This window comes from Streptomyces sp. NPDC052079 (assembly GCF_040680275.1).
Taxonomy (GTDB): Bacteria; Actinomycetota; Actinomycetes; order Streptomycetales; family Streptomycetaceae; genus Streptomyces.
The window spans coordinates 117,119-143,711 of sequence record NZ_JBFAWL010000014.1; the positions used below are offsets into that span (position 1 = coordinate 117,119).

Genomic DNA, 26,593 nt, shown 5'->3' on the forward strand with positions numbered 1-26,593 from the left:
GGCCGGAGGTTACACAGGCCGCCTACGGCGCCTCGGCGGTGGCGGTGTCCCGCTCCTCACCGGTCAGGGACTGGGCGAGCGGCAGCTTCGAGAGGGCGAGCACACCCGCGGCGATCAGCGCGGCGCCCAGAATCTGGAGCAGCAGCCACCAGCCTCCTCTCACATATTCCTCGTAGATCGTGATGCCGAGGGCCAGACTCACGCTCGCGTCACCGAGTGTGATGGCCGGTTGTGAGGCGACGAGCGGCCCGGACTGCATCGCGTTCTCGAGCAGGAACAGTGCGCACGCGCCGTACAGGGCGAAGCCGTAGGTCTGCCACGTGGTGAGGAACGCGGCGGGACCGCCGTCGTCGAGCGTGTGCATCGACGTCTTCATCAGCGCCGCCGTCACCGCGTACGAGACCGCGGTGGCCAGCCCGAAGCACGCGGCGCGTCCCCGGCCCTCGGGCCTGCGGAGTGCGGCGAGCACGAGACCGACGATCGCGGCGGTGCACACGGCGAGTGCCGGGAGCCATCGGTCCATCGGCGCGTGCGTGCGGTTGCCGGCGGGCGATGCGGCGGCCAGGGCCACGGCGAGCCCGCCCACCACCGCGCAGACGGCCGCCCAGCCGGCGGCGGACAGCCGGCCCCGGAGCAGCACCGTGGCGATGACCAGGGCGATCGGCAGTTCCAGCACGAAGAGCGGCTGAACGACCGTCATCGGTCCCGTGGCCAGGGCCACGGCCTGGCAGACCGCCGCGGCGATGACGGCGACGATGCCGATGAGCCAGATGGGGCGCCGGAGCAGATCGAGCATCAGCCCGGCCCGCAGCTTGTCGGAGCGTGGCACGCTCAGGGCGGCCTTGCGCTGGAGCACGGTCGCGAGAGCGTTGCTGAACGCGGCGCCCAGCGCGAACAGGACGGGCAGCAGGATGTGCACCGTGTGGGTCCTCCGGAATGACGAGACGGCCCGGCCTCCACTCCCTGCCATGGTGACCCGCCCCGCCCCCTGCGCGCGAACGCTCATTGGAGGGGGGAGTACTGCTCGAACGCCTCGTGCCGGACCAGTTCCCCGAGTTCGTGGTGCCCTCGTTGGGCTGATCGGGTGTATGCCTGTGGAGCCGACGGCAGGGGGGCTGGTGTGCGGCAGGAGTGGAGGTTGGCCCGGATGGTGGCAGCGGTCCGCCAGGAGGAGAACGACGCTGCGTGTCGCACGCTCGACCGGCGCCACTTCACTGTGGTGCGTACTCGTGCGGGGAGGTGTCATGTTCTAGCCGGCGTGACTGTTACCTCCTGGCCTGACCTGCGGTGACATGCGTGACAGTCCCAACTCAGTTGTCTTCGAACGGACTTGGCGGTACAGTGGCGGGTTTACCTTCATGGATACGCGCGCCCCCGGTCGGTGGCGCGTCCGGTTCGCTGACCGGACTTTCTCTTCCAGGGGGGTATGCGAGGTGCCCCTCGTTCCCGACAAGGAGTCGAAAGGGACATGGTGGATTCATTGCTGGCGGGCAAGAGCGCGCTCATCACCGGTGCGTCGCAGGGCATCGGCGCCGCGATCGCGCAGTTGTTCGCCGCGCAGGGCGCCAAGGTCGTGATCGCCGACATCAACGTGGACGGCGGGAAGGAAACGGCCGCCACGATCACCAAGGACGGCGGGGAAGCGCAGTTCGTTCGGGCCGACGTCACTTCGGCGGCCGACCTCGAGGCGGCGGTCCAGGCGACCGTTGCCGCCTACGGCAGGCTGGACATCGGGATCAACAACGCGGGCATCGAGGAACAGGGCGGCGCGCCGCTGCACGAGCTCACCGAAGAGACGTGGGACAAGTTGGTTGCGGTGAACCTCAAGGGCGTCTGGCTGTCCATGAAGGCCGAGATCACCCAGATGCTGGCCCAGGGCGGGGGCACGATCGTCAACATGGCTTCCGTCGCCGGGATGGTCGGTCTGCCGCTGGGCATCGCTGACTACTCGGCGGCCAAGGGTGGTGTGGTCGCGCTGACGCGCACAGCGGCCATCGAGTACGTCAAGCAGGGCATCCGCATCAACGCCGTGTGCCCGGGTGTCGTCCGCACCGCGCTGCTCGACCAGGCGATCAACGCCGGCATGTTCACCGAACCGGAGGCGGCCGCGCTGCACCCGACCGGTGTGCTGATCAATCCCGAGGACGTCGCCCAGGCGTTCCTGTACCTGGCCTCCGACGTGTCGAAGCACGTCACCGGGCACGCCCTGCCGGTCGACGCGGGCATGGCGGCTGGCTGACGCCTGACGGTGAGGATGTGACATGGTGACGCCGCTGGTGGGTCTGCCCCCTCGCCTGACTGACGTCTCGACTGTCCTGTTTGGATTTGTCGGCCCGCCGGGCGTCACCACGCACGCGGCCGGACGGGCGTTTGTGACCTTATGGCGCCTCTGTGTGTCAAGCGGCTGAGCGAGGTGGTTCCGGGAGCGGCTTCATGGCGGGCCAGCTCCCAGCGGGTGCAGTAGGTCGCGGGCGAGAATCCGAACCGTCCATAGGAGCATCCAGTTGACCCCGCCCGGGAACCGTTCGGCGTCGTCAGGGCGGCGGTGGACGAGGAACCGCGCGCCCGCGCGGACCCGCCGGCCGCCGTCCTCGCCGGGCGGGTAGATCACGATGGGCGGGTCGGCGGGCATGGTCCCGGCCTGGTACGGGCGGCATCCCCGTGCATGCCGGGCACCCCCCCCGGCCCGGAAGGAGGGCCGCGCCGGTGAGGTCAGTGCTGGGCGGCGACGGCACGCGGGGCGGGTCGGTCGGGGAAGGACCGGTCGCCGAAGAGGATCCGGGCGGCCGCGGCCCGGCCCGGCGGTGTGCGCAGCAGGGTGAACGCCGCTGACGTCCCCGCCGGTGTCCGTACGTACGCCAGGGCCCGGCGCAGCGAGAGCCGTCCTCGGAAACTTGCGCGCAGACCGGCACCGTTGTAGTGCGCCAGCGCGTCCGGCCGTCCGGAGCGCAACGCGTCGTCGAGGACGGAGGCGGCCAGTTCCGAGAGCCGCAGGCAGGGATCCAGGCCGCCGGCGGTGAGGGGGGAGACGGCTCCGGCGGCGTCCCCCACGAGAAGGCCGTCGGCGCAGGCGATGTGGCGCAGCACGCCGCCGACGGGTATCGGGCCTCCTCGGCGCTCCACGGTCTCGGGACGGTCGATGCCGGCCAGTCCGGGCGCCGAGGCGCTGAAGCGTTCCGCGGCGCGGCGCAGACCGTCCGGGAAACGGTCGGGGTAGCCGGCGACACCGACGTGGGCGTGCTGGCCGTCGTTGACCACCCAGGCCAGGTATCCGGGTGCGACGGAGGGGTCGAGGACGCAGTGGAAGGTGGGGGGTTCGCCGTTCGGGGACACCTCGAAGACCTCTTCGGCGCCGACCAGCAAGTGGCGGTTGCGGTCGAGGCCGAGGTCGCGGGCGACGCTCGAACGGGCTCCGTCGGCGCCGACGACGAAACGCGCCCGGACCGAGGTCGGCCCGTCTCTGCCGATCAGGTGAAAGGTGTCGCCCCGCCGGCCGGCGTACCGCGTGCCCAGCATCATCCGCACACCGGCGTCGACCGCGACTGCGGCCGCCGCCTCGTACAGCCGTGCCATGTCGCCCACCCGGTATTCGTCGCGGTCGCTGACCAGGCTGACGGGGCGGTCCAGGCCGGGGGGATAGAGCAGCACGCGCCGGATCGGGGGGCCGAGGTGCTCGTCGGGCAGCGGGAAGTCGTCGAGTGTCTTCCGGACGAAGATCCCCGTGGTGCGGATCGCCCCGGCCAGGGTCGTCCGCCGGTCGACGAGCAGTACGTCGTGGCCCTGCCGGGCGAGGCGTGTGGCCACGTGCAGACCGGCCAGCCCGGCCCCGACCACCAGCACATCGGTATCGGCCGTGGTTCCGGGGCGGTGGGGGGTGCGGGCTGTTGCGGGCATGGGTGTGCTCCTCGCGGTCATCGCGGTCATCGAAGGCCGAGGCTTCGATCGAATGTCGATGGGAAGCTATCGAAATTCGATAGGCTCGGCAAGCGAGGGGGCATGCCGACGCCTCTCGCGCACCGTCAGGACGAGCCAGCCGGCGGCGGCACCGACCGCGTACCAGAACAGGTCCGGCGCGTTGAAGGTGGAACCGAGCACCCAGCGGGCGACCGTGCTGCGGCGGGAGAGGTCCGCGGGCAGCTCGGTGAGTTGCAGGAACTCGACTCCCCAGCTCACGGCCGGCGCCACGGCGCAGGCCCGCAGCGCGGCCGTCCGCGGCGCCGCCAGGACGACGAGAGCGAGGACGAGGAGCGTGTACAGGGCGTCCCCGCCGTACTTGGCCGCATCACCGGTCGCTCCTGCCCTCAGCGCCAGCCCCGCGCCCGTGACGACCAGCGCGGCGGCACCCGCGGCGAGGCGCCTCCGTACCGCAACTTTCCTGCTGACGTCGGGGTTTCGCGCGGTGAAGGCCATGACGTCATTCTGTCGGCCGTCCCGGCGCGCTCCGCCGCCGGCCGGAATGAGGGTGAGAGCAGGGCGGCGGCGTTGCGGAGCGCCCTCCGGCGAGCGGCCTCGTTGGGGGCCGGGGGTGGTCCTCAGACGGCAGTGGAGGATCCCAGCCCCTCCGGCGTTTGAGGAGCGGGGGTCCGGGGGCAGCGCCCCCGGGGGTCGGGAACGGGAAGGGGCGGCGGGGGCGAAGGACGTCGAACGGAAGCGGCAGCGCGATGGCAGAGCGTGTCGCATTGGGCCGAACGGGTGACCATGGGTCAGAGTTGCCCAGACATCGAGGTGGGGCTCCCGGTGAGTTGGGGGCGGTGTGGTGCGCCCTGCGGTCAGGTTCCGGAGGACACGTTCGCCTCCGTCGTGGCCGCTCCCCATGCCTGCGCGCACAGCGCCCGTTCCACCGCGTCGGTGTAGACGGCGGCGGCGAGCCAGGATCGGGCGAAGCGGCCGGTGTCGGCCGGGAGGAGACGGCCGAAGGTGTCGCGGGAGCGGTCCGCCGCCGCGGCGTGGAGATCGTCGAGGAGGTCGGCCGCGGTGGCGAGGCCGTGGCGGCGCAGGCGGGCGGCATCGCCCGGCGCGCTGCCGTTGAAGGCGAGGACCCGGCGGCCTCCCGACACCGCCTGGTGGACACGGCGGCGCAGCACGTGCAGCGGCGCCTCGTCGCCGGTGGGGGCGGCCGCGACCGGCGGTGCGACCGACCCGGCGGGCAGATCGGCGCGCTGAAGGCGGTCCAGGCCCAGGTCCACCCGGGCGTCCCGGTCGGTGGGCTGTTCGATGGCGAGCAGCAGGGCGCGGGGATACGGTCCGGGCGCCATGCGCGCGACGATCCGCAGCCTGCTGCCGTCGGCGGCGGCCAGCAGACGGAGGTTGTCACGGTAAGGCAGGGCGGGATCGTCGTGGGCGGCGGCCAGCAGCAGGGACACTCCGCCGCAGTCGGCCAGCAGGCAGTCGCCCGTGGTCTCGCGCACCGTGCCCTCGAGGGTCACCTCGAGGAACAGCAGGTCCTGTCCGCCGTTCAGGGCCCGGGCCACTTGTTCGGCGGCGGGCACGGCCCACAGCCGGTCCAGCGGCTCCGCGTGCCAGGCGGCACCCGACGCGCGGACCGCCCGGACCCCGGCGCCCGCGCCGAGGCGGCCCGTCGGGGAGACGGTGGCACCGGACACGGCCAGCCCGGCCCGGGACAGTTCACGGTGGGTCAGGGCGGTGTCGCCGATGCGTACGGTCCGGTCGGCGGCACCGGTCGCCCGAGCGGGTCCGCCCGGTGCCACGTCCGACACCGTGTACAGGCGTCCGTCGGCGTCGGCGGTCCAGGTGACGGCGCCCGCGTAGCCGGTGTCCGTGAGGACGGGCTCGGAGAAGAGTCCGTACAGGCGCAGGGAGCCGTCGGGCCGGTAGGGCTGCCGGACCGTCCCGCGCAGTTCGGTCAGGTCGCCTCCGGTGGCGTGCGGGAGGTGGTGGGCGACACCGAGCACACCGGCGAGCGCGTCGGCGAGGTCGGTGAGCCGGTATCCGGGGTCCGCGGTGCGGGCCGCCCTGACCGCGGTCACGACGGAGACGGCAGCGGCGGACGCTCTCGGCAGGCCGGCGAGGCGCGCGGTGTGCGCGGCGTGCAGCAGTTCCGCCTGGAGCACGGCGCCGACGCCGTCCGTGCCCGCTTCCAGGACGGCGGCGGCCGCGTCGAACACCTCCCGGGCGGCGGTGTGTTGTGCGGGCGTGATGCCATCGGCCGCTGTCCCGCCATCCGTCGGGCCCGGTTGTTCCGCCGGTTCCGCCTCCTCCCCGGCGGGGTCGGGTGCCGGGGCGTCGTCGGCGACCGGGGCGGCCGAGGCCGCGGCCGCGCGGTGCAGACAGCCGGGGGCCAGCAGACACGCGCAGTGGATCGCGTCCGCGCTGGTCACCGCTCCGGAGGGAGCGTGCAGGACGAGATCCGTCCCGTCGTCGACGGCGATCCGCACCGTGTCGCCGTCACGCGTCACCGGCCGGGCCAGGAGCTTGGTGACGCCCGCGTCCAGACGCTTGCGCAGCCGGGGCGAGAGGGCCCCGACGAGTTCGGCGGTGACGGACGGGACGACCGGAGGCAGGTCCGGGCTCATGCGATCTTCTCCCCTACCCAGCGGGCGAGTTCGAGCGGACTGAGGGCGGCGACGGGCATGCCCGCCGCGACGAGCTGTCCGGCGATCCCGGTGGAGTAGCGGGGCCGGCCGGAGTCGTCGAGGCTGGCGCAGCCCAGGACGTGGACGCCGGCCGACACCAGCGCACGGACCTCCGCGAGCAGACCGCCGAGCGGATAGCCCTCCTCGAAGTCGCTGACGACCACGACGAGGGTGCGCGACGGCACGGTGACCAGCTCGCGCGCGTGCCGCAGTCCTGCGGCGATATGGGTGCCGCCGCCGACGCTGACCTCCAGCAGCAGCGACAGCGGGTCGTCCACGTGCCCGGTCAGGTCGATGACCTCCGTGGAGAAGGCGAGGAAGTGCGTGGAGAGGGTCGGGACGCCCGCCAGTACCGAGGCGGTGAGCGCGGCCCACACCGTGGACGCCTCCATGGACCCCGACACGTCCGTGACCAGGACCAGCCGCCAGTCGGCGGCCCGGCGGCCCCGGGCGCGGAACACCGGGTGTTCGGGGATCACCCGCACGGTGCCGTCCGGGCCGCGGCGCGCGGTCGCCAGGTTGGCGCGGAGTGTGCGGGGCAGGTCCAGGCCCCCGCCGGGGCGTCTGCTGGGGCGGGGCAGCGCCGTGCCGTGCAGGGCGGGGCGCAGACGGGTGGCCAGTTGCCGGGTCAGTGCGTCGACCAGGCGCCGCACGAGCGGGCGCAGTGCGGCCAGTCGGGCCTCGGGCAGCCCGCCCGCGTGCCGCAGCACGGTGCGCAGCAGGTCGACCGAGGGGCGGGTGCTCTCCGCGTCCAGTTCGGCGAGGACGTCGCTGCGGCCCGACGCGGCGGCTGCCGCCAGCACTTCCTCCCGGATGCCCGGACCGAACAGCGCGGCCAGTTCCTCGGACCACTCCCGCACACCGGGATACGGTGCCTCGCGTCCCCCGCCGCCGCCCGGGCCGGGTAGGCTCCCGCGGCTGCCCTCGCCGCGTCCGCTGCCGTACAGCTCGTCCAGCGCGGTCGCGAGCGGTGCGGCGGACGACGGCAGCGCGTCGGTGCAGCGGCCGAGGAGGAGACGCCAGCGGTCGGCGGGCGCGAGGAAGTAGTCGCGGTTAGCGGGGGAGGCAGCGCCGGAGCCGCCGTTCGGGGCCGTGACAGCCGGTGCCCGCTGTGCGGTGGCCGCCGTGGAGGTGCCGTCTTCCGGGACGCCGCTCCCGGAAGCGCGAGCTGCGCCGGGCCCCGGCAGGAGCCCCAGTGACTGCAGTCGCTCGCGGGCCGCGAAGTCGGCGCCGGTCCAGAGGGCGAGGGCGGCCGGGTCGATGCCGTCCGTGTCGGCGACTCGGGTGGTGTCGAGGCGCTCCTCGACGGAGGCGAAGAGCCGGTCGCGTGCGGCGGGGCTGAGCGTGTCGAAGCCTCCGCGCAGGGCGGGCAGCCGGTCCAGGAACGCTCGGTCGGGCAGCTCGGAGACCCGGGTGAGCAGCGGTTCCAGCGCGGGCTCCGCGGCCTCCAGCAGCGGACCCGCGGCGGTCAGCAGTCCGCTGAGCCGGGCGGTGAGGGCGGCGCGCGAGTCGGGGTCGGTGGCCCCGTCGACCCAGGAGGCCACCCGGTCGCCGAACGCCTGCGCGTCCTCGTGTCCGAGCAGGACGCGCACGGCTCCTGCGGCGCCCCGCATCAGCGGTGAGCCTTCGGCCGACAGACGGTTCAGGGCGTCGGCGAGCCGGATGCCGCCCAGCAGGTCGGCACGGTGGGACAGTTCCAGCAGGGCATGGGCGTCGGCCAGGTCCTCGGATCCGGTCAGGCCGTCCACCTGGCGTACTGCCGCGGAGGTGAGCAGTTCCGCGACGGCGGCCGCTCGGTGCTCACGGCCGGGATCGGTGCCGAGTCCGGGGACATGACCGGCCCGCAGCCGGTCCAGCAGGTGCAGACCGGCGAGGAGTTCCGGCAGCGTACCGGCGTGGGGCAGGACGTCGGCGACATCGTCGAGCCGTTGGTCGGCCAGGCCGGGCAGGCCGCACTGCGCCGCCTGTGCGAGGCCTTGGAGGGCCTGTGCGGCCGTCGGTCCGCCCTCCTCGCACTCCAGGCGCCGCCGTTCACGCAGGACACCTTCGGCGGCCTGTCCGGGGGTGACTCCCCGTATGCCGGCGGCGGTCAGCATGGCCGCCGTGGCGGGTGTCCAGCGCACCTCCCAGCGGGTGGTGAGGGCCTCGGCGCCGCCCGCGCCGACGACCTCCTTGGCCTCCCCGTAGGGGACGCCGCACACCGTCAGCCGGCGCAGCAGCAGTTCGCGGCGCCGGTCGAGGTCGGACCGCAGCGGGTCCAGCCGCAGGTCGCGCGCGGGGCCGGACGCCGCGGGGCCGGGCAGGCCGAGCCGTGCCGCCTCGGCCTCGACCGCGGGCGCGAGGCCGCTGCGCGGCGCCTGGGGGGCGGGGCGCCCGCTGCGGGTGCCGACGAGGACGCGTTCCATCGCCCGCGCCACGGCCCTGCCCCGCCCGTAGGGCTCGCCCTGCGCGAGCACCGTCTGTACGGCCTCGACGAGTTCGCCGCGGCCGGCCGCGGGCAGGCCGCGCAGCCGGGCGAGGTCGGAGGCGAGCCGGCTGATCTCCCGTGCGTCGGCGGGTCCCGAGGGGTGGCCGAGGGCGCGCAGTTCGGCGCAGACGCGTACGGCTGCCCGGGTCAGTGCCTCCTCCAGCGCCGCCGGGTCCCCCGCCGCGCGCAGGACCATGTCCTGCCACTCGGGGTCCCGGATGCCCGCCGGGTAGCCGGACCGCTCGTCGAGGAGGGCGTAGGTGTAGGGAATCAGGGAGGTGGTCCAGGCGGGCCGTGCGTCGGCGGCCGGTCCGGCCCCCTCCCCGGTGTCCTCCTCCTCGCCGGGACGCACCAGCGCCGGGGCGTGGAAGGCGCCGACGACCACGGCGGCCCGTTCGCCCCGTGCGGTGGCCTCGGCGATCCGGGCCCGCATCCATCGCTCGCGCCGCAGGTCCAGCTCCGGTACGCCGCCCGAGGCGGCCGCGTCCTCGCGCAGGGCCCACCCGGTGAGCAGGGCGGCCCGGCGCAGGGCCTCGGGCGGGGAGCCGGGGGCGGTCGCCTCGACGAGCCGGTCCCAGAGGTCGTCCCCGGGGCGGCCCGTGAGCCGGGAGCGCACGGCGGTGGCGAGTCCGGGGCGGCCGGCGCCCGTGCCCGGGGCCCGGCGGTCCCCCGCCCAGGCGCGGTCGGCGAGCGGCAGGTCGCAGGCGACCACCGGAACTCCGTGTCCGGCGGCCCAGCGGACGGCGGCCAGTTCGGGCGAGAAGTCGGCGAACGGGTAGAACGCCGGTCCTCCGCCGCTCCCGTCTCCGGGAGCGGCGGCGAGGGCCACCGGGGCCCGTGTCTCCTCGTGCCCGAGCCAGGGCAGCCACTGCTGCATCTCGGCGGGCAGTTCGACGAGCAGCACCTCCGGCTCCGCCTTGTCCAGCAGCGCGGGTACGGCCGCGGCGAGGGAGGGCGCGTGGTGCCGTACGCCGACGAGGTAGGGCGCGGACGGGTCGGTGAGGAGGGCGAGCGCCTCGCCGGGTGGGACGGGCGCGCTCGCCGGGGCCGCCCTGTGGGAGAGGGACACGGCCGTCAGCCCTCCAGGGCCGTGCGCAGGTCCCACAGGGTGCGCCAGGTGGCGGAGCCCTGCTCGGCGCGGCGCCGGACGGGACCGTCCCAGTAGCCGCGCAGCCGGGCGGCGTCGGCGGGGTCGTCCTTGCGGACCACGCCGAGCAGATGGCCGGGAAGCAGTCCCAGCACGTCGCGGTCGCCCGGGAAGTAGGCCGCCGCGAGGGCAAGCGCGCCGGCGACGGACACGGCCTCGGCGGTGCTCATCACCGTGGAGGGCCGCTCCACCTCCCAGCCTTCCGCCGACCGGCCCTCGCGCAGGTCGCGGAACGCGGTGACCAGAGTCTCCAGGACCGCGTCGTCGACCTGGAACGGCGCACCGGCCCGCTCCACGGAGGCCCGCGCCTGGCCGCGCACCAGCGCGGTCTCCGCCTCGAGGTCCCCGATGGGTCCGACCGTCTCGAAGTTGAAGCGGCGCTTGAGGGCCGCGGACATCTCGGAGACGCCCTTGTCGCGGAGGTTGGCGGTGGCGATGAGGTTGAAGCCGGGTGCCGCGTGCGCCAGGGCGTCCTCGGTGCCGAACAGTTCTGGGACGGCGATCCGCCGTTCGGAGAGCAAGGACACCAGTGCGTCCTGCACTTCGGGCAGACAGCGGGTGACCTCCTCGACACGGGCGACCGCGCCGCGGGTCATGGCGGTGAGCACGGGTGAGGGCACGAGCGCCTGCCGGGTGGGGCCCTGGGCGAGGAGCCGCGCGTAGTTCCACCCGTACTTGAGCTGGTCCTCGGTGGTGCCGGCGGTGCCCTGCACGACCAGGCCGCTGGTGCCGCACACGGCGGCGGAGAGCAGTTCCGACAGCATCGACTTGGCGGTGCCGGGCTCGCCGACGAGCAGCAGGCCGCGCTCCCCGGCGAGGGTGACCACGCATCGCTCGACCAGGGCTCGGTCGCCGACGAACTTGTCCTCGATCACCAGGCGGCGCGGCACGCCGTCGGGCACCTCGGCGTCGTCGGGCAGCTTCAGGGCGCTGCCGACGCTGCCCATGACGAAGGTGACGACCGCGCGCGGGGTGAGCCGCCAGGCGGGCGGGCGGGGTCCGTCGTCGTGGGCGGCGAGGAAGGCCAGTTCGGTGGCGTAGCGTTCCTCGGGCGGGACGATCTGGCGGGCCGGTGCAGGGGGCAGGGTGGTGGTCGTGGGCGCGGTTTCTTCCGGGTGCGGGTGGACGGTGGTCATCGGCGGCGCCCCTTGCGGGTGGCGCGGGTGGTGAGTTCCTCGTAGGCGGGCGCGTCGCCGGAGCGGACGCGGTCCCAGGCGCGCCGGAACAGTTCGGGAACCGGCACCAGCGGCACCGCGCGGGTGTGGCCGGGCACCGGGTAGAGGCCCTGCTTCCAGATCTCCAGCGGCAGCGCGGGGGACTTGAGGTCCAGCCACCCGCACGGCAGGAAGAGGGTGCGCCCGGCGCGGGCCCGCTTCGCCTCGACGACCAGGCCGGTGGCGGCCAGTTCGGCGCGGGCCTTCTTCATGCGGGCGGGCTTCCAGCCCGTCCAGCGGGCGCAGTTGCGGTCCGTCGGGTCGGGGAGGGCCAGCAGCTGCAGATAGAGCGCCGCCGCGTCCGCGCTCAGGCCGTGGGTCCCGGCGACCTCGGTGACCAGTTCGGGTGCGCCGACGGCCGGGTCCTGGGCATACCCGGTGGGTCCTTCGGGATCCGTGCCGGCCTCGACGGCGCGCGCGAGATCCTCCTCCAGGATCGTCCGCAGCGCCCGCATGCCCTGCTCCCGTCCGGGTCCGACGAGTCCCTCGACCAGTCCGAACACCGGGTCGTCCGGGCCGGTGACGGCACCCGTGCGGACCAGGACGGTCTCCTGGTCGCCGTACCAGGGGCGCAGCACCAGGACCTCGCCGGCGGGGGTCGAGCCGTCGGCGTCCGCACCGCCGGTGGCGGGCAGTCCGTACGCCTTGCGCAGTTCGACGGCGGTCGACGAGCCGTTCTCCGTCCACTCCAGGTCCAGGTCGAGCAGCAGCCCCGGGTCCGCGAAGCGGCGGCGCAGCGCGGCCAGCCCGTCCGGGAGGACGGCGCGCAAGGGGTGCCCGTACGGCAGGGAGTAGGCGAGTCCGGCGAGAGCGGACACGGCGCCGTTCAGGTGGTGGCGTAGGGGCAGTGCCCGGGGGTCGTCGGCCACGAGGTTGCCGTCCTGGTCGGGCCGTTGCACCGTGGTGCGGCTGAGCCAGGGGGTGCGGCCGGGGTTGAGTACGTCGTCGACGGACCCGGTGTGCAGTCCGGCCAGGGCGAGGTCTGCGGCGAGGTCCTCGGGCAGGCGGACGATCCCGTCGAGGCGGTCCGCCCACACCCGGGCCGCCGCCGCCGTGTCCGGTCCGGCCGTCCACAGATCGCCGGGGTTGTCGGGCAGCAGCGCGCCGATCAGCGCGGCCCGGTCGCCGGGCGCGAGCGAGGCCAGCAGTCCGTCCCCGAGCTGCTTCTGACGCGGTTTCAGCCCGGTGGCGGCGACCACCTCCTCGGTGAGCTGCGCCGGCCTTCCCGCGAGCAGCAAGGCGGCCTGCACCAGGCCCAGGCCGTCGCGGGTGGCGGCGGCCAGGGCGGCGGGCGCGTCCGGCTGCCAGGCCGCGGCGCCCTTGTCCCGGATCAGCGCCGTCACGGCCGCCAGTGCGTCGGCCGGGAACAGCGGCGGGTGGGCGGTCTCCCTCTCCAGCGTGAAGTGGGCGACGGCGCCGAACCTGCTCGCAGGATCATGGTCCAGGGCCAGCCAGTTCACCCGCTTGGCCCGGTGGTCGACGCTCTGGCAGCCGAGGACGACGACGGTGCGGCCCTCCCGGTGCAGCACCTGGCCGGCGCGCTCCTGATGGTCGTGCGGTTCGCTCAGCACGATCTCGCGCAGCGCGGCCCCGGGTGCGGCCAGCGGGCCCTCGGTGATGGCGTCGAAGAGCAGCAGCAGCGCGGTGCGGTGGTCGTCCGGCAGAGCCGGTGAGGCGGCGCGGTAGGCGAGCGGACGCAGAACGTCCAGGAAGGACGGCCACAGTATGCCGATGCCGGGGATGGTGAGATCCTCGCTGCGCCACCCGCCGGCGGTCCCGTCGAGCCGGGCCGAGTCGGGCAGGGGCCTGCCGTCCGCGGGCTCGCCCGACAGGACGTGGTTGACGGCGCGGATCTGACGCAGCGCGCTCCAGCGCTGCCCGCCGCCCCACCAGCCCTGCTGCTGGGCGATCCCGGTGGTCGCCTCACGCAGGGTCAGGTCGTCGCCGTGCTCGGGGCTGTAGTCGGCGAACATGTCCTCGACGTGCTTGCGCCGGGTCGCGGGCTGCTTCACGGGAGGTGTCACGAACCTGTCGACGGATGCCGCCAGGCGCAGCACGGCGTGGACATGGGCGGCGACGCCGGCGAGCAGGTGCGGCTCGGTGAGCGTGGGGAGGGTGCGGGAGACGGCCCCGCGGAGGAACTCGTCGGCGGACGGTACGGCGGACTCCTTGCGCGCGGCACGTGAGGACGTTCGCGGGCCGGCCTCCGTCATCCTCCGGGCGGTTTCGGCGGCGGCCTGCTCCTGCCGTTCGGTCAGTGCCTGGGCGCCGGCCCGCAGGAGGTCGCCGGCCTGCTCGTCGCTCAGCGTCCGCAGCAGCGCCGACGCGGCCTCGTCGCGTGGCCGCAGCGCGTGCCAGAAGTCCACCGGCGGGACAAGTCGCGTGCCGGCGGCGTGATCGCCGCCCCGCTCCAACGGCGTCACCTGGCCCAGCTCGCGACCGCCGTCGCCGTTGGTGTGCAGGGCGACCTGGCGGTAGCGGTTGACGGCGACGAGTTCGGCGCCACCGGGCAGCCGCAGCGCTCCGAGGGGAATGCCCGGCATCCGGCCGCCCGGTGTGGGCAGGGTGACGGTCCGGCCGTCCGGCGTGCCGACGACGGTGCGCGCCTCGTCCGCCTTGCCCTCGGTGCGCACCCACCGGCCGAGCACGGTGCCGTCGGTGCCGAACGGGCTGTGCTCCAGGCCGGGCCGGAGGGGCAGCACCGAGCAGTGCTGCTGCAGCAGGGTGGCGTCCTCACGGATGCCGGACCGCAGGAAGGCGGGCAGCGAGGCGCGTCCGTGGGTGCCGGTGACCGGGTCGTACTCGAGCCACACCTGGCGGGTGCCCTCCCTGCCCTGGCGCCAGTACGAGGTGCCGTCGCCCAGGATGCTGCGGGCGGGCGGGAGGACCGTGTCGCCGGCGTGCAGGACACGTCCGCCGGTGGCGCGGCCGCCGCCGGGCAGCGGGATCGAGGTCTCGCCGGTGTAGCCGCCGTACCACTCCGGGAGCTTCTCGCCGCCCAGCGTGAACACCTCGGACGGGCGGGCCGACCAGTAGCCGTACTGCTTGCCGTCCTGCCGCCACATCACCAGCAGTTCGCCGTCGGTGTAGCGGAACGACGGACGCTGCCAGCGTTCCAGTCGCACCGGCAGCCGCAGGTCGTGCTCCAGCAGGATGTCCTCGGGCCCCACGACGATCGCCTTGTGCCGGCGGGAGAGGATCAGCGCCGGCCACGCCTCGTCGACGGCGAGCGTGTCGTCGCTGTCCTGCCGGGTCTCGGCGTCCAGGCGCCGCAGCGCCTCGTCGAGAGCGGGCCAGCCCAGTTCGTCCAGGATGCCCGCGCTCAGGGTGCGGCGCAGCAACTGGGCGATGTCGAGCGCGGCGGCCCGGGCGACGGCCTTCGGGCTGATCCGGGCGGCGACCTCACCGAAGGGACGCAGCCGTTCGAGGGCGGCGCGCGCGGCGGGCAGCCCGGCCTCGGCGGCCAGTTCCCCGGCGGCGTCGTCCAGCCACTCGCGCAGCACGTCGGCGAGCACGGGGTGTCCGGCCGGCGCCGCCGGCCCTCCCGGCCCCGTGTACCCGTTGATGTTCCCGACGGCGTTGTACAGCAAGCGCCTCAGGCGCGGGTCCGCCGCGACGGCGGTGAGGTCGCGGCGGCCCGGCCGGGTGTCCGTCAGCCACTGGTGGACGGGGAGGTAGGCATCCGGGTCGGGCATCCGGAGCGGTATGTCCTCGGCCCGGCACAGGTCCAGCAGATCGAGGTCGGCGCCGGGGTTCCACCGGCCGGTGAAGAGGTCCACGGGGCGGCCGTCCGCACGCAGGCGCGGGGCCATCCGCTCGACGAGCGCGAGGGTGGCCGGTGAGCGGTCGCTGACCGACCCGCCGTGCTTGCGGTGCAGTGCCCAGCGTCTGAGCCAGTCCGCCGCGTCGACGCCGTCGGCGTCCTCGCTCTCGCCCGTCAGCAGCCGGTCGGCGCCGGTCTCCGCGAGGAGGGTCAGCCAGAACTCGTCGTCGTCCGTGGAGCGGCCGAGCCCGGCCGGCATGATCTCCAGCAGCCGGGTCCGCAGGGCGGGTTGCTGGTCGGCGAGGACGACGAGCGTGGCCCGGTAGGTGTTCCAGAAGGACGCGGGGGCGCGCACCGCCGCGGGCGAGGCGAGGAGGTCCGCGACAAGGGCGCACTCCTCGCCGACCCGGTTCAGTCCGGCCGCCTTGATCAGAGTGCGCGCGTCCTGGGGCAGGGACGCGTACGGCGGCATGCCGGCGGCGCAGCGTTCCACGGTCAGCTGCCGGAACTGCGCCCACGCCTCGGCCGGGCTGAGCCGCGCCGCGAGGGCCTTCACATGTTCCTTGAGCGCCTTGACCGTGAGCGCGCCGGCGAAGGCGAACTCCAGGAACACGGCCCGCTGCCGCTCCTCGTCCACGGCCAGCGCGTGCACCCGCTCCGCGTCGCGGGCCTTGCCGAAGAAGACCGCCGCGTAGGTGGTGTTCTCATGTTGCAGGAAGACGCGGGCGGCCTGCTCGTAGAAGGTGGGCAGGAAGTGCGGCACGGCGCGGCCGAGCCGCTCGCCGAGCGCCTCGAAGCCCTCCTTGGCGGTGCCGGGGCGGGACTTGGCCTGCCGGGCGAGCCGCTCGATGTCCCGGACCAGGGCGAGCGCGTGGTGTCCGTTCGCCGGGTCGTTGACCAGCGCCCACGCGGGGAAGCCGAGGGTTTCCCGGCGCACGTGTCCGACCTCAGGGGCCTCGGGCTCGCGGACCAGTCCGAGGAAGTCCAGGGCGAGGTCCTCCGCCTCGCCGAGCGTGCCGGGCACCAGCCGTACCACCTTCCGCTCGTCCAGCGCGGTGTGCGTGTACGTGCGGACGGTCAGGACGTCGGCGTCCTCCCGGTCCGTGACACCCGGAGGCAGTACGGCGCCGGCGTCGAGCAGCGCGGCCGACGTGGACTCGTCGAAGGTCAACCCGTCGTACTCGTACGTCGTCATGCCGCACGCTCCTCGTCCTCGATGTCGCGTCCGGCGTACAGCGCGGCCGCCATGCGCATGCCCTCCGACCAGGCCACGGGCCCGACCTGACCCAGCTTCAGCGTGCGGCCGACGGGGTCGGTGAAGACCAGCGGGCCGGTCTCCGTCTCGGCGTAGCCGTCGTAGTCGCCGACCCACACCCGGGCCTCGACGCCGCGGCCGGCCTCCAGCACGGAGCACACGGCGTGGCCGCCGCGTACGCGGTAGCCCAGTTGGGTCGCGCGGCCGTGCAGGAACCTCAGTTCCTTGAAGACGCCGCCCGCGTAGTCCTCGACGGAGGCAGCCTCGGCGTCGAGGGCCGTGGGCCGGTGCCACACCTCCCGGAAGAGCTGCTGGGCGCGCTGTTCGATGCCCAGCTCGACGGCGAACTCCCGCAGGTCCTCCAGGTCGTCGAGGAGCACCGGGTGCGGCAGCCGGACCAGTGCGGGGGTGAGCCGGACGGTGTCGCCGTCGAGGTCGACCAGGCCGAGGCCGCGTTCGGGGTCGGCGTCCCTCAGGAACCCGGCGACGACACCGTCCGTCCCCGTGACCACCATGTCGCGCAGGGCGGACTGCCAGGCCGGGTCCGGCCACACCCGTGCCAGGACCGCGAACGGCACCGGCAGCGAGCGCACCATCCACCGCTCCACGTCGGCCAGGCACTGCCGTTCGTGCCGCTCCAGCCACTCGACGAGCTGACGCAGCCCCACCACGGCCGGATGGTCGGCGATTTTGGACGGTACGGATTTCAGCCGCCGCCCGGCCGCGTTGCGGCACACCACCTTGCCGTCGTCGAGGGCGACTTCGTAGCCGCCGGCCGACACCCACCCCATCCGTGCCTCCCGCAAAACAATGATCAAGTGACGGGAACTGTAGGGCAGGAGTCTGACAACGGGTCCCGGCCCTGGGGACGCCGAGGTGCGGAAGCTGCTGTTCCGGGAGTGGCGGGGCCATCAGGGTGGCGGTATGCCGTGTCGGGCCGTCGTGCCGGGACCCGCTGGACATGCTGGGTCGAGCAGGCAGCTTTCCGAGCGACGAGGAGCACGGCATGGCCACGGACCCGGTCGGACGATTCCTGACGGCGTTGGACCCGGATCACCGCGAGGCCGTCAGCGCCAGACCGCGCGAGGAACAGGAACGTCTCGCGGCCGCCTGGGAGCGGGAGCTGGACACCGACGACGACCTCGACTCCCTCGACGAGCTGTCCCCCGCGGCGGCCGAGGCCGAGGCGGCCCGCCGTGTCCTGGGCCGCGAACAGGCGTAGGGGGTGTGGGCAACTGAGTCCAGGTCGAGCGCGCCGCCGCAGCTGCGGGCGTCGTGCCGCTGGGGCGGCACGGGGTGGGCGCAGCGGCACCCCGGCAACGCCGGCACGCAGGACCTCCGCCTCGACCGCGCAGGAGATCAGCGAGTACTCGACTGCAGGTCGGCGACGGGGTGCACGGCGGGCGCCCGGCGGCCGGGCCAGGTCCGTTCAGCGACCCGGACGGCCGCTCAGCAACTCGGCGCCGGAGAACGGCGACGGCGGAGACACGAGGTGACGACCACGAAGGGCCAGACGGACTGAACGGCCGTCACCACGCGTTCCGCGACGCCGGCCGCACCCTGACGGTGCATCTCGAGCAGAAACCAGGCCGCGCCCAGGACCATGACGGCCGTCGCGGCGAGGGACGGCACGGGCCGGAGGGCCCATGGGGCGGCACCGCTGCCGCGGGCGGCGAGCATCGGCCACAGGGCCAGGAGCGCGAATCCGACCGCGGCGACCGAACCGTGGCGCAGGGACCCTCCGCTGCTCGGTGGCGGGATCACGGCCACCACCACAGCCGCCACTCCCCCGCCGGCCAGCGCCAGGCGTCCGGCGGCCGCCGCTGCCCGTAACCCCCAGGCGGTGAGCAGGTGACAGACGCCCACAGCGAGCAGCGCACCGGTCATCACCCACGATCCCGACGCCCCGTAGGCCGCCAGCACGCTGATCGTCTGCGTGGCGGGGTCGTAGCCGGGCCCCTCCAGTGACGCCGCGATCACCCAGCCCGCGATCAGCAGCACGGGCGCACACCCGGACGAGAACAGGACCCATCGGGGAACGAGCAACATCAAACAACCATAGAACGCACTATTCGCCAGTACCTTCTCCCTACGCCTACCATCAGGACATATCAGGAGATGAGCCCTTACGGACCAGAGCGTAAGGTGATGTCCGTGCGTCCGGGGTCGGCCCGCGGGCCGCAGGCGCAAGGGGGCCTTCAGCCATCCACGCGGAAGGATTTGCCATGGGCACGGTCACCACGTCCGACGGCACGACCATCTTCTACAAGGACTGGGGTCCGCGTGACGCCCAGCCGATCGTCTTCCACCACGGCTGGCCGCTCAGTGGCGACGACTGGGACAACCAGATGTTGTTCTTCCTTGCCCAGGGCTACCGGGTGATCGCGCACGACCGGCGCGGCCACGGCCGCTCCGGCCAGCCCCCGACCGGCCATGAGATGGACACCTACGTCGCCGACGTCACGGCGCTGACGGACGCGCTCGACCTGGGGGTCGCCGTGCACATCGGGCACTCCACCGGCGGCGGAGAGGTCGCCCGTTACGTGGCACGGGCCAAGCCGGGCCGCGTCGGGAAGGCCGTGCTCGTCGGCGCGGTCACGCCGGTCATGATCAAGTCGGACAGCAATCCGGGCGGGCTGCCGATGGAGGTCTTCGACGAGCTCCGCGCCGCTCTCGCCGCCAATCGCGCACAGTTCTACATCGACTTTCCGTCGGGTCCGTTCTACGGCTTCAACCGGCCCGGCGCGGAAGTCTCCCAGGGGCTGATCGACAACTGGTGGCGGCAGGGGATGACGGGGGCGGCCAACGCCCAGTACGAATGCATCAAGGCCTTCTCCGAGACCGACTTCACCGAGGACCTGAAGAAGATCGACGTCCCGGTCCTGGTCGCGCACGGCACCGACGACCAGATCGTGCCCTACGAGGACTCGGCACTGCGGTCGGTGGAGCTCCTGAAGCAGGGCACCCTCACATCGTACGAGGGCTACCCTCACGGCATGCCGGCCACCCATGCGGACGTCCTCAACCGGGACATCCTGGAGTTCGTGAAGTCGTAGCAGGACGGTCGTGGCGCGGGAGGAGCCGCGTCGGACGCGGCCGGCGGCAACCAGCACGACCCCGACCACGTGTTCGCCATCCCCTGGAGTACCTGGCGGAGCTGTTCACCGCCGGGGACACCGACGTCGTCGGCGGGGTCCTGATGGCGAGGAAAGCGACGAGGCCGTCGTCAAGGCGGTCGGGCTCACCGCGCGGGAGGCGGAGGACCTGCACCGGCTGCTCGCCGTCGCCAAGTACCAGGACCGGTACGTCGTACCCGCCGCGCACAAGGAGGACGCGGCGGTGCTGACCGCCATGGAGAACCGCTGCCCGGTCAAGTCCTCGGCGGCCCGGCTCCCTCCGACGGCCGCCGCGTGATGCTCGGCATCCCCACGCTGCGCCGCCGCTCCCGATGCTCCCGCCGGAGGCCGGCCGTGACCCCGTTCAAGGCCCTGCTCCGTCCCTCCACCCGCCGCCGTGCCGCGCCGCCGACCCCCGAGGAAACGGAGCAGCGGGCCCTGCTGCTGCGGCTGTGCTCCCTCCTGCTGCAGTATCCGGACCACGAGCTCGTCACCGCCCGGCCGGTGTTGACCGCCAGTGTCGAGACGTTGCCGCCCTCGCCGGCCGCCGGGCACCTGACGGCCTTCACCGACTGGTTCACCCGGCGCGCCTCATGAGCCGGGAACCGTCGTTCGCCCACCACGCCCCGGCCCGGGGCAGCCTGTTGGGCTTCCCCAAACGGCACAGGTCGTCGAGCGGCAGGGTTTCAGTGCGTCAGCTCGTCGGCGACCCGCGCCGCCCATGTCTCGATCGCGGTGAAGTCGCGGAAGTCACCGCCTTTGCCGTTGCGGAGGATCATCCGGGCGACAAATCCCTTCGCACCTTCCTCCAGGCAGCCGCCGAACGTCGCGTGGTCCCGGACGTCGAGTGCGGTCATGGCCTTCTTCACGCCCGGTACGGGCGGGAGGTCCCGCTCCGAGGCCGAGGCGTCCAGCGGGCCGCTGCTGAACAGCCACAGGGGTCGTTCGGCCAGAGCGTCGCGATGCCGGCGCAGGAACCGCCGGGCGTCCTTCTGCCAGCGTCCGGCGTACAGTCCGGCGCCGGCCACGACGGCGTCGTACGGTTCCACGCTGTCGACGGACCGGGCCGGCAGGACCTCGACGGTCAGCCCGTCCTTGCGCAGGACGTCGCCGATGCTGTCGGCGATGCGTGCGGTGGATCCGTTCGTGCTTCCGTAGGTGACCAATACGGTGTCGGTCATGGCGTTACACCTCCTCGCGCATCCGGCGCGGCGGCGGGTCGAGTGCGGTGACGCCGTCCGGTGGTGCGAGAACTGGGTTGTATGTCCGAATTTCAGGATGGTGGCGGAACCGCGTCACGGTGCAGAGGCCGCAGGTCCCCGGTGAGGGACCGATGGGCCCTGCCTCGGTGAGTCAGGGCCCGGCCCGATTCCCCGCGTCGCAGGTCAGCGCGCCCCTCCCCGCGGCTTCAACGGTGCGTTCGGCAGTTCCGGCGCGGGCAGTGGAGCCCCGTCGTACCCCTGCACCTCACCGAAACGTGACCCCTTCATCCAGTCCTCGCGGGCCTGGACGATGTCGTTGTGCGACCGTCCGACGAAGTTCCACCACATGACAATCTCCTCGCCGAACGGCGGTCCGCCGAGCAGCACCAGCCGTGCCGTTCCGGTCCCGCGGTTGGTCAGGGTGAGCGTGGTGCGGCCGGGGGCCGTGTAGCCCAGTTCGGCCGGTTGTACGGCGGTGTCCTCGACGAGGACGTCGCCCGCGTCGACGAGGACGCCGTGCTCGAAGGCGGGGTCGACCCGGAGCACTGTCTCGGCGCCCGGGGCCAGCGACAGTTCGGCGCCGAGGAGCGGGGTGAAGGTGGGTACGGGGGACGTGTCACCGGCGAGGGAACCGAGGAAGACGCGGGCCTCACCGCCGTCGAACGGCACCGGGTCCGGCACGTGGTGCTGGAAGGCCGAGTCGGCGTCACGGTGCTCCCGGGGCAGGGCGACCCACAGCTGCACCCCGTGCAGGATCGTGGTGTCCGGCGTCGACACCTCCGAGTGGCTGATGCCGCGGCCGCCGGTCATGAGGTTCAGCTCACCGGGCCGTACCCGGGCATGGGTGCCCAGGCTGTCGTGGTGTTCGATCTCCCCGCTGAACAGCCAGCTGACCGTCTGCAGACCGATGTGCGGGTGGGGGGCGACGTCCATGCCGCCGGTCCTGGCGACGTCGTCGGGACCGTAGTGGTCGGCGAAGCACCAGGCGCCGATGAGGGTCCGGGCGCGCTGCGGCAGGGTGCGCCGTACCCGCATCGCGCGCGGGCCGCCGAGCGGCACGTCCCGCGCGGTGAGGACCTCCACATCGACTGGGCGCGCCGCCTCGGCTCCGCCGCCGCACTTCACCTCGGCCGGTCGTGTCTCCGTATTGCTCATGGCGCCCGCCCTCCCGCGTAAAGAAGTTAGGTTTTTAACAGTCACGGACGATCGTAGGGCGCCGGGTGGGAGAGCGCGCGGGGACGCCGGTCCGTCATGGACTCGCCGGCACCGGCCGCCGTAGGAGATAGCCCGCCGCGGCCACCACCAGCGTTCCCATGCAGGCGATGAACACCAGCCCCGCGCCTTCCAGGCCCATCGGTTCCGTCAGCAGGCCGACGCCGATGACCGGCACCGAGATGCCCGTGTACGCCACCACGAACAGCGAGGAGATCACCGCCGCGCGGTGGTCCGGCGGGGACGCCCCGCCCACCGCGGACAGCGCTCCGCGGAACGCCAGGCCCTGACCCAGCCCCCCGATGATCGCGCTCAGCACCACCAGGATCAGCAGGTCCCAGTGCAGTGCGCCGGCGAGCAGCGCCAGTCCGGTGAGGAGTCCGGCGCAGCCCAGCGGCAGCGACCGGGCCGTGCCGACCGGGCCGACGGCCAGCTGTCCGCCGGTGGAGGAGAAGAAGGCCAGCGCCACGACGACCCCGCTCACCGCGTGGTCGGTCACGTCCAGGGACTGGGCGAGGAAGGCCGGACTGACGGAGGTGAACACGCCGAACAGGGCGAACCCCACGAACGACGCGGTCGCCGCCGGTCCGAACACCGGCCGCACCTGCGAGGGCACCGCGAGCCGCTGCGGGCGCACGGTACGCAGCGGCTGCCGCTCCGCCACCGTCTCCGGCAGCCGCAGCAGAACGGCGACCGAGCAGACGACCAGGGCCAGGTGCACGGCGAAGGGCAGATACAGCGGCCAGGGTGCGTATTGTGCGAGCACTCCGGCGAGCAGCGGGCCGCAGCCGAGGCCGCCCATGTTGACGGCCGTGGCGATGAACGTGGCCCGGGAGGCGCCGCCGGGCGGTGCCGACTCCATGACGTACGCCGTGGCGGCCCCGGTGAACAACCCCGCCGACAGCCCGGAGAACAGCCGGCCGGCGTACAGCCAGCCGAGCCCGGTGGCACAGAGGAAGCAGATGGCGCTGAGGGCCGCGCAGCCCAGGCCCCACAGCAGCACGGGGCGCCTGCCGACCGCGTCCGAGGCGTTGCCCGCGAGGAGCAGCACGCCGATGACCGCGAAGGCGTAGACGGCGTAGACGACGGTGACGGTCAGTTCCGAGAAGTCGAACTTCTCCTGGTACAGGGGGTAGAGCGGGGTGGGCAGTGTGGTGCCGGTCATGCACACCGCGAACACCGCACCGCCGAGCAGACTCACCCGCCATCCGCGGCGTTCACCGGCCATGGCCCGACGCTAACCCTTCCCCCGGGCTCGCTCCTCTCCGGCGCGCCACCGACACGGGTCCGGGCGACGGGCGATTTCGGACAGCCTGCATTCGGCACTGGCCCGGTCACTGTCCTCCCAGCCCGGTCGTGGCCACCGACTTCACGATGTGCCGCTGGAAGAAGACGAACACCAGCACGAGGGGCAGCGCCGCCAGGACCGAGGATGCCATCGTCTGGGCGTAGTTGATGCCGTAGGCGTCCTTCACCGCGGTGATGCCGACCGGCAGGGTCATCAGGGCGGGGTCGGACGTCGAGACGAACGGCCACAGGAAGTTGTTCCACGCCCCGATGAACACGAAGATCGACACTGCGGCGAGCATGGGGCGGGACAGCGGCAGCATCACCGACCAGAAGACGCGCGCGTGTCCGGCGCCGTCGATGCGGGCTGCCTCCTCGAGTTCGCGCGGGACGGTGTCGAAGTGCTTCTTCAGGATGAAGACCACTACTGGGGCGACCGTCTGCGGCAGGATCACCGCCGCGTAGGTGTCCACCAGATTCAGGGTGAGCATCTGCTGGAACCACGGCACGATCAGCATCTGCGGCGGCACCAGGATCGACGCCACGGTGACGGCGAACAGCCACCGCCGTCCGCGGAAGAGCGTGCGGGAGAAGGCGTACCCGGCCATCGCGGACACGGCCACGGTGACGGCGGTGACGGCCGCGGCGATGAGGAAGCTGTTCAGCATCCACAGCGGCAGGTCACCGCGCTCGATCACGGTGCGGAAGGCGTCCAGGGAGAAGCCGCCCCGCGGCCGGATCCAGTGGACCGGATCGCTGGCGTCCTGGTCGGACTTGAACGCGGTGAACACCGCCCACGCCATGGGCAGCAGCCAGATCAGCGCCAGCACCGCGAGGGCCGCCAGGGCAAGGGTGCGGGACAGCCGGCCCGCCCCCAGGGTGAGGTTGGGTCCGCGCTGCGGGACGGGGCGGGATCGGTGGGCCCGGCGGGCGGCGGGAAGCGGGGAGACGGTGCGGCGGGCGGGCCGTGTCCCGACGTCGGTGGAGGTCATGTCACTTCTCCCTGCGGCGAAGGGCGACGAACTGCACGGCGGAGGCGAGGACGACGAGGCCGAAGAACACATAGCTGATGGCGGAGGCGTAGCCGAGGCGGTAGCCGGTGAAGCCCATGTCGTAGAGGTATTCGACGACCGGGCGGGTGGAGCCGTTGGGCCCGCCCTTGGTGAGCAGGTACACCTGGTCGAAGACCTTCAGCGAGGCCAGTACCTGGAGCACCGTGATCACACCGGTGATGCGCCGCAGCTGGGGCAGCGTGACATGCCACAGCCGTCGCCAGGCGCCCGCACCGTCCAGCGCCGCCGCCTCGTAGAGGTGGTCGGGCACAGCCTGCAGTGCCGCGAGGAACAGCAGGAAGTTGAAGCCCACGGTCCACCACAGGGTGGCGATCACGATCGCGTACAGGGCGATGGACTCGTCGCTCAGCCAGGCGTAGCCGTCCAGCCCGACCGCTTGCAGCAGATGGTTGTAGAGGCCGAGGTCCGGCTGGTACAGCCACAGCCACAGCAGGCCGATCACACCGACCGGAAGCAGGTACGGGGCGAAGAACGCGAGCCGCCATATCCACTGCCCGGGCAGCCCGGTGTACACCAGCAGCGCCATGACGAGGGCGACCGCCACCAGGGGCACGGTGGACACGACGGTGAACCACACGGTGTGCCAGATGGTGCGCCACATCTCGGCGTCGCCAAGAGCCTCCGCGTAGTTGTCCAGCCCGATGAAGGACGGGTTGTGGGCGGAGAGGGAGGTGTCGGTGAGGCTCATCCAGGCGCCCTGCGCCAGCGGCCAGAGCATGAAGAGGGCGAACAGGACGAGGAAGGGCAGGGCGAACAGGAGCCCCGGCGGGAGGACACGGCGCACTATGGCGCCGGGTCCCGTATCGGTCCGGCCGGCCGGGGGCCGGCCGCCGGAAGCGAGTTGAGTGGACATCTGCTGCCTCCTTCGCGGCTGCTCAGGCCGGACTGGGCTGGGAGAGGGCGATGTTGATCCGCGCGACCATGGCGCGGGCCGCCCGGTCGGGCGCCAGGCCGTCGAGCAGGGACTGCTGCAACACCTGTGACATGGAGTTCTGGAAGTCGGACCCGGCTCCGGCGAACCAGACGGCAGGGTCGAGCACCACGTGGTCGGCCGCCGTCGCGTACCGGCTCTGCGGCTCGAGGTGTGCGTAGGCCCGGGTACGGGTCACGGGCCGGTACGCCGGGATGTGACCGGCCTTGGCCCACACCTGTCCCGCCTTGAGGATCGCGGCCACGGCCTGGTGGGTACGCCTGCGGTGCGCCGCGTCCGCATCGGGGCGGCGCGGCAGTACGAAGGAGTGGGCGTCCGCGTAGACCGCCGGGGTGCCGAAGACGGTGGGGAAGGGCGCCGCCCCGATGTTCGGATCGGCCGTCCGGAAGGTGCCGAGCTCCCATTCGCCGGAGAGGATCATCCCGGTCTGCCGGTTGGTGAAGGCGGCGATGGCCGCCGGGTAGTCCAGGCGGCGCGGGTTGGTCCGTCCGTCGACCAGTTTCTGCATGAAGGCGATGACCTCGGTCATGGCGTCGACGTTCGCCCTAACTGTGCCGCCGAGGGGCAGGTCGAAGTCGTTCCCGGTCTGGCGGTACAGCCCGTAGAACAGCCGCCAGCCCTGTGCCGTGTCGTTGACGTAGCCGAAGGCGACCCCCTGCCGGCCGGAGGCGGCGGCCAGTTCCCGTCCGGCCTCGAGGAAGCGCTCGGGTGTGGAGAAGGCGTCCCTGTCGAGGGCTCCCTCGCCGGTGATCAGTCCGGCCTTGCGGGCGGTGTCCGGGTGGAAGAAGACGATGAACGGGTGGGTGTCCAGCGGTACGGCGTAGGTCCGGTCCTGGTGCTGGGTGCGGCTCCACACCGCCTCGGCGAAGTCCTCCTCGTGGATGCCGAATTCGGCCAGCAGGCCGGTGTCCCAGGAGTCGAGAAGCCCCAGGGGCGCGTATCCCGACAGACGCGACATGTGGGAGACGGCGACGTCCGGCCCGCGCCCACCGGCCGAGGCCATGGCGAGCTTGGTGTAGTAGGGCGTGCCCCATTCCAGCACGGTCCGCTCGACGCGGGTCCCGGGCATGTCGGGCCGGGCGATGTCGATGAGTTCGTCGAGGAGAGCGCCGTCGGCGCCGCTGAACAGGTCCCACATCCGCACGGTGCGCGGGTCGGAGGAGGCTGCCGCCGCACCGCATCCGGCCAGTGCTCCCCCACCGAGGAGTACGGCGGCCGAGGCCAGCGAGGCCCGCAGCAGGCCCCGTCGGGAGGGTGCGGCGCGGCTGCCTTCCCCTTCCGGCCTGGCGGAGGCGGCCCTTGGGCCGGGCAGGTCGACCATGGCACTACCTTT

Annotated in this window: 21 protein-coding genes; 5 read left to right on the forward strand and 16 right to left on the reverse strand. The window is 73.2% G+C overall.

What is annotated here, in order from left to right:
• Nucleotides 1–22 precede the first annotated feature (22 nt).
• On the reverse strand, nucleotides 23–919 hold the full coding sequence (locus tag AB0L56_RS21120; protein WP_365425265.1) for a DMT family transporter: 897 nt from the start codon (nucleotides 917–919) through the stop codon (nucleotides 23–25).
• Between the two features lie 549 nt (nucleotides 920–1,468).
• On the opposite strand from AB0L56_RS21120, the gene AB0L56_RS21125 reads away from it, so the two are divergent.
• Nucleotides 1,469–2,239 (forward strand): glucose 1-dehydrogenase, encoded by a 771-nt coding sequence (locus AB0L56_RS21125; RefSeq protein ID WP_361031936.1) that lies wholly within the window; start codon nucleotides 1,469–1,471, stop codon nucleotides 2,237–2,239.
• 192 nt (nucleotides 2,240–2,431) lie between these two features.
• Here the strand turns inward: AB0L56_RS21125 and AB0L56_RS21130 are convergent, their stop codons facing one another.
• From AB0L56_RS21130 to AB0L56_RS21165, 8 genes are all read right to left on the reverse strand, one after another.
• Complete coding sequence (locus tag AB0L56_RS21130) at nucleotides 2,432–2,632, reverse strand: hypothetical protein (protein WP_365425267.1); 201 nt, start codon at nucleotides 2,630–2,632, stop codon at nucleotides 2,432–2,434.
• A gap of 80 nt (nucleotides 2,633–2,712) precedes the next feature.
• Nucleotides 2,713–3,894, reverse strand: a complete 1,182-nt coding sequence (locus tag AB0L56_RS21135) for an NAD(P)/FAD-dependent oxidoreductase (protein WP_365425269.1) — start codon at nucleotides 3,892–3,894, stop codon at nucleotides 2,713–2,715.
• Nucleotides 3,895–3,960: 66 nt separating this feature from the next.
• Entirely contained in the window at nucleotides 3,961–4,410 is a 450-nt protein-coding gene (locus AB0L56_RS21140; protein WP_365425271.1) for a DUF2809 domain-containing protein, read from the reverse strand.
• 359 nt (nucleotides 4,411–4,769) lie between these two features.
• A complete protein-coding gene (locus tag AB0L56_RS21145) occupies nucleotides 4,770–6,533 on the reverse strand; it encodes a hypothetical protein (protein WP_365425273.1) in 1,764 nt (587 codons plus the stop codon).
• Nucleotides 6,530–10,129, reverse strand: coding sequence for a DUF5682 family protein (locus AB0L56_RS21150; RefSeq protein WP_365425275.1), 3,600 nt, complete (start codon nucleotides 10,127–10,129; stop codon nucleotides 6,530–6,532). The genes AB0L56_RS21145 and AB0L56_RS21150 overlap by 4 nt, the downstream gene beginning before the upstream one ends.
• Nucleotides 10,130–10,134: 5 nt before the next feature.
• Nucleotides 10,135–11,343 (reverse strand): AAA family ATPase, encoded by a 1,209-nt coding sequence (locus AB0L56_RS21155; RefSeq protein WP_365425277.1) that lies wholly within the window; start codon nucleotides 11,341–11,343, stop codon nucleotides 10,135–10,137.
• Nucleotides 11,340–16,379: a hypothetical protein gene (locus AB0L56_RS21160; protein ID WP_365425279.1), complete on the reverse strand. Its 5,040-nt coding sequence runs from the start codon at nucleotides 16,377–16,379 to the stop codon at nucleotides 11,340–11,342. The genes AB0L56_RS21155 and AB0L56_RS21160 overlap by 4 nt, the downstream gene beginning before the upstream one ends.
• On the reverse strand, nucleotides 16,376–17,230 hold the full coding sequence (locus tag AB0L56_RS21165; RefSeq protein WP_365425349.1) for a DUF4132 domain-containing protein: 855 nt from the start codon (nucleotides 17,228–17,230) through the stop codon (nucleotides 16,376–16,378). The genes AB0L56_RS21160 and AB0L56_RS21165 overlap by 4 nt, the downstream gene beginning before the upstream one ends.
• A 215-nt stretch (nucleotides 17,231–17,445) precedes the next feature.
• On the opposite strand from AB0L56_RS21165, the gene AB0L56_RS21170 reads away from it, so the two are divergent.
• A complete protein-coding gene (locus AB0L56_RS21170; RefSeq protein WP_365425281.1) occupies nucleotides 17,446–17,661 on the forward strand; it encodes a hypothetical protein in 216 nt (71 codons plus the stop codon).
• A 227-nt stretch (nucleotides 17,662–17,888) separates the two neighbouring features.
• Here the strand turns inward: AB0L56_RS21170 and AB0L56_RS21175 are convergent, their stop codons facing one another.
• The gene (locus tag AB0L56_RS21175) at nucleotides 17,889–18,488 is read right to left on the reverse strand and encodes a DUF998 domain-containing protein (protein ID WP_365425283.1); all 600 of its coding nucleotides are present in this window, start codon (nucleotides 18,486–18,488) and stop codon (nucleotides 17,889–17,891) included.
• Between the two features lie 176 nt (nucleotides 18,489–18,664).
• On the opposite strand from AB0L56_RS21175, the gene AB0L56_RS21180 reads away from it, so the two are divergent.
• From AB0L56_RS21180 to AB0L56_RS21190, 3 genes are all read left to right on the forward strand, one after another.
• Nucleotides 18,665–19,495, forward strand: coding sequence for an alpha/beta hydrolase (locus AB0L56_RS21180; RefSeq protein ID WP_365425285.1), 831 nt, complete (start codon nucleotides 18,665–18,667; stop codon nucleotides 19,493–19,495).
• A gap of 101 nt (nucleotides 19,496–19,596) precedes the next feature.
• Nucleotides 19,597–19,785 (forward strand): hypothetical protein, encoded by a 189-nt coding sequence (locus tag AB0L56_RS21185; RefSeq protein WP_365425351.1) that lies wholly within the window; start codon nucleotides 19,597–19,599, stop codon nucleotides 19,783–19,785.
• A gap of 124 nt (nucleotides 19,786–19,909) precedes the next feature.
• The gene (locus AB0L56_RS21190; RefSeq protein ID WP_365425287.1) at nucleotides 19,910–20,152 is read left to right on the forward strand and encodes a hypothetical protein; all 243 of its coding nucleotides are present in this window, start codon (nucleotides 19,910–19,912) and stop codon (nucleotides 20,150–20,152) included.
• Between the two features lie 89 nt (nucleotides 20,153–20,241).
• Here AB0L56_RS21190 and AB0L56_RS21195 read toward each other — a convergent pair whose 3' ends face one another.
• The 6 genes from AB0L56_RS21195 to AB0L56_RS21220 all read right to left on the reverse strand — a co-directional run bounded on the left by AB0L56_RS21195 (nucleotide 20,242) and on the right by AB0L56_RS21220 (nucleotide 26,572).
• Nucleotides 20,242–20,736: a flavodoxin domain-containing protein gene (locus AB0L56_RS21195; protein WP_365425289.1), complete on the reverse strand. Its 495-nt coding sequence runs from the start codon at nucleotides 20,734–20,736 to the stop codon at nucleotides 20,242–20,244.
• Nucleotides 20,737–20,940: 204 nt separating this feature from the next.
• The gene (locus AB0L56_RS21200; protein ID WP_365425291.1) at nucleotides 20,941–21,912 is read right to left on the reverse strand and encodes a pirin family protein; all 972 of its coding nucleotides are present in this window, start codon (nucleotides 21,910–21,912) and stop codon (nucleotides 20,941–20,943) included.
• A 94-nt stretch (nucleotides 21,913–22,006) separates the two neighbouring features.
• Entirely contained in the window at nucleotides 22,007–23,197 is a 1,191-nt protein-coding gene (locus AB0L56_RS21205; protein ID WP_365425293.1) for an MFS transporter, read from the reverse strand.
• Between the two features lie 106 nt (nucleotides 23,198–23,303).
• On the reverse strand, nucleotides 23,304–24,248 hold the full coding sequence (locus AB0L56_RS21210) for a carbohydrate ABC transporter permease (protein WP_365425295.1): 945 nt from the start codon (nucleotides 24,246–24,248) through the stop codon (nucleotides 23,304–23,306).
• Between the two features lies 1 nt (nucleotide 24,249).
• The gene (locus AB0L56_RS21215; RefSeq protein WP_365425297.1) at nucleotides 24,250–25,182 is read right to left on the reverse strand and encodes a sugar ABC transporter permease; all 933 of its coding nucleotides are present in this window, start codon (nucleotides 25,180–25,182) and stop codon (nucleotides 24,250–24,252) included.
• A 22-nt stretch (nucleotides 25,183–25,204) separates the two neighbouring features.
• Nucleotides 25,205–26,572, reverse strand: a complete 1,368-nt coding sequence (locus tag AB0L56_RS21220) for an extracellular solute-binding protein (RefSeq protein ID WP_365425352.1) — start codon at nucleotides 26,570–26,572, stop codon at nucleotides 25,205–25,207.
• Nucleotides 26,573–26,593 lie beyond the last annotated feature (21 nt).

Bases quoted from the DNA above. Each gene is read 5' to 3' on its own strand.
- AB0L56_RS21195 (WP_365425289.1), bottom strand. From the start codon at position 20,736: ATGACCGACACCGTATTGGTCACCTACGGAAGCACGAACGGATCCACC.
- AB0L56_RS21175 (WP_365425283.1), bottom strand. From the start codon at position 18,488: ATGTTGCTCGTTCCCCGATGGGTCCTGTTCTCGTCCGGGTGTGCGCCC.
- AB0L56_RS21180 (WP_365425285.1), top strand. From the start codon at position 18,665: ATGGGCACGGTCACCACGTCCGACGGCACGACCATCTTCTACAAGGAC.
- AB0L56_RS21145 (WP_365425273.1), bottom strand. From the start codon at position 6,533: ATGAGCCCGGACCTGCCTCCGGTCGTCCCGTCCGTCACCGCCGAACTC.
- AB0L56_RS21135 (WP_365425269.1), bottom strand. From the start codon at position 3,894: ATGCCCGCAACAGCCCGCACCCCCCACCGCCCCGGAACCACGGCCGAT.
- AB0L56_RS21200 (WP_365425291.1), bottom strand. From the start codon at position 21,912: ATGAGCAATACGGAGACACGACCGGCCGAGGTGAAGTGCGGCGGCGGA.
- AB0L56_RS21140 (WP_365425271.1), bottom strand. From the start codon at position 4,410: ATGGCCTTCACCGCGCGAAACCCCGACGTCAGCAGGAAAGTTGCGGTA.
- AB0L56_RS21160 (WP_365425279.1), bottom strand. From the start codon at position 16,379: ATGACGACGTACGAGTACGACGGGTTGACCTTCGACGAGTCCACGTCG.
- AB0L56_RS21155 (WP_365425277.1), bottom strand. From the start codon at position 11,343: ATGACCACCGTCCACCCGCACCCGGAAGAAACCGCGCCCACGACCACC.
- AB0L56_RS21215 (WP_365425297.1), bottom strand. From the start codon at position 25,182: ATGTCCACTCAACTCGCTTCCGGCGGCCGGCCCCCGGCCGGCCGGACC.
- AB0L56_RS21165 (WP_365425349.1), bottom strand. From the start codon at position 17,230: ATGGGGTGGGTGTCGGCCGGCGGCTACGAAGTCGCCCTCGACGACGGC.
- AB0L56_RS21170 (WP_365425281.1), top strand. From the start codon at position 17,446: ATGGCCACGGACCCGGTCGGACGATTCCTGACGGCGTTGGACCCGGAT.
- AB0L56_RS21130 (WP_365425267.1), bottom strand. From the start codon at position 2,632: ATGCCCGCCGACCCGCCCATCGTGATCTACCCGCCCGGCGAGGACGGC.
- AB0L56_RS21205 (WP_365425293.1), bottom strand. From the start codon at position 23,197: ATGGCCGGTGAACGCCGCGGATGGCGGGTGAGTCTGCTCGGCGGTGCG.
- AB0L56_RS21210 (WP_365425295.1), bottom strand. From the start codon at position 24,248: ATGACCTCCACCGACGTCGGGACACGGCCCGCCCGCCGCACCGTCTCC.
- AB0L56_RS21125 (WP_361031936.1), top strand. From the start codon at position 1,469: ATGGTGGATTCATTGCTGGCGGGCAAGAGCGCGCTCATCACCGGTGCG.